The sequence below is a fragment of the Sulfitobacter sp. 15WGC genome (assembly GCF_005068605.1).
GTDB classification, from domain to species: Bacteria; Pseudomonadota; Alphaproteobacteria; order Rhodobacterales; family Rhodobacteraceae; genus Sulfitobacter; species Sulfitobacter faviae.
On sequence record NZ_SZNL01000052.1, the window covers coordinates 1 to 1,988 of the forward strand.

2 protein-coding genes are annotated in these 1,988 nt (G+C 52.8%); both read left to right on the forward strand.

Annotated elements, in window-relative coordinates; all coding sequences use genetic code 11:
- Positions 1–266 precede the first annotated feature (266 nt).
- Positions 267–1,616, forward strand: coding sequence for a primase-helicase family protein (locus FCK22_RS17880; RefSeq protein WP_136720742.1), 1,350 nt, complete (start codon positions 267–269; stop codon positions 1,614–1,616).
- A 106-nt stretch (positions 1,617–1,722) separates the two neighbouring features.
- The coding region (locus tag FCK22_RS19135; protein ID WP_211243592.1) for a hypothetical protein at positions 1,723–1,988 on the forward strand (266 nt) is incomplete at its 3' end.

The window sequence follows — 1,988 nt, forward strand, 5'->3', positions numbered from 1 at the left end:
AACCGATGGCGAACGACTTGATCGCGATTGGCAGCTAGGCGGTTGCATTTGTCGTCGAACTGTCTATATAGGAATTTGGAACGAAGCGGCTTATGATGAGATAGCTCATATTGTTGAGTATCTTCCACGCTTCTTATCCGAAGTCAGTTAAGGTTCCTGCTCATTAGGCAGGGGGCATCTCGTTTTATGCTGACTCGACATTTCCCATTTTACTTTGCCGAAGCCCACAAATTTAGGGCATTTCTGGCGTTTCGTTAGGAGAATTTATGAACGAAGAGAATAGTTTTGCACGCGTTGTGATCGAAGGCCAAAACCTTCCGCCATTTCTTGCTCGAGCTTTCGAGGTTGAAGAGAAGGCCCTTAAGATCGAGAAAGTGGAAGGGGAAGAGGAAGGTTTCGACACAGTTTCCTTCCTTAGCGGGAAGGTCGCAGGCTGGTTTGTTCGCTCGCAAAACAACTTTCACTGTGTCGAAAACCTGTCCAGCCGTCTAACGAAGAGAGACGTGCAGCGCATGACAGTGGCCCGGGTGCGCAGATGCTTCCCTGATCTTGCTGTCGATGAGAACCAATGGCGGCAGGTTTTCAAGAGAGCTATCGAAGAAACCCATGACGACCCAACGCAGACTATTCCGATCTGGAATGGCACTACTCGCTGCTGCCCGGGCGTACCCACGCAAGTGGTTCCCGCAAGCGAAATGGTGTTCGTAAACACTTGGCGCTCACCCGCGTATCGCCAGCTTGGCATCGAGAGCGAAGACATCGGCCTGTTCGACGAACTTCTCTCGCGGATATTCCCACACGAGGTGGATCGGCAAGTCTTTAAGGACTGGCTCTCTTGGTGTCTGCAAAACGAAGCAGACAAGCCAGCATGGGCCCCTTTTCTCTATTCGCGGCGAAAGGGAACGGGGAAGAGTACCCTTTGCCAGCTCGTGGTTAAGTTGTTCGGAGACGAGAACTCAATCACGCAGAACAGCATCGAGAAGCTGACAGGTCGCTTCAATAAGCCGCTTCTAGACAGCAAGCTCGTGGTCTCGGAAGAGTTGCAGCTAAGGCCCGACTCGTCTCGTGGCAACACTCTCAAGACGTACATCTCAGAAAAGGTCACGACTTCGGAGGTTAAGGGTAGAGAGGTTGAAAAGGTGCGGCAGCACTGCTGCTTCTTGTTCACTACAAACCACCTGCCGCTGTGGATCGAGGCTGATGAGCGCCGCTATTACGTTATCGACGTAGATCATGATGGTAGCGCATCCGGTCCCAACGCTGCAGAGTTTGGCGCTTTCGTGGCCGAGTTCCTAGCCTGGATGGGGGATGACGAGAATATTGCTCGGCTGTACAACGCCTTGCTTAAACATCGCCAGTCCAACAGCTTTAATCCACGCGCTCTGAACCTTTCGGCTATCGAGACCCCCGTTATGCAGCAGATTATGGGCGCCTCCCGGGAAGTATCGCTTGTTCGGCTCGAAGAATGGCTTGCAGAGATGGAGGTTTTTGCGCTGCCTCAGGAGAAGATTGCATCGTTTTTCATTGAAACGCTGCGCACTAACCAGAACCGCATACGACACATGATGCCAGAACTGCGCTGGCGACCAATCAGCGTGAAGTGGGGGGGGGCGTAGATCATGCAAGGGTGGTTTGGGTTCATCCGGACTACCAAGTTGCTGGGGGACGAGTTCGAGGGCCAGAAGACTATGATCAACCTATTGAAGCAGAAGGCGCACTCCTATGAGCGGCGGCCCGATGGTACTTGTTCGCGATATCCACGAGGCTTGGTATGAAGATATCTTCGAACACCACCTAGAAGAGGCTTTAGAGAAAGTGGACAGCTTGTTTCGCAAAGCAGAGGTGGATGAGAACGGGTGCATGGTAACCGCGACGGCCCAACCTAGAAAAGTGCGGTTCCAAGGGGGGCAAGACAGAGCTTATCGCTTCGTCTATTGCGTCCGAAACCGCCTAGCTGCCAATCGCGATCAAGTCGTTCGCCATCGGTG

What these genes read in the sequence shown, in the direction of transcription:
- FCK22_RS17880 (WP_136720742.1), top strand. Translation starts at nt 267, where the DNA reads ATGAACGAAGAGAATAGTTTTGCACGCGTTGTGATCGAAGGCCAAAAC.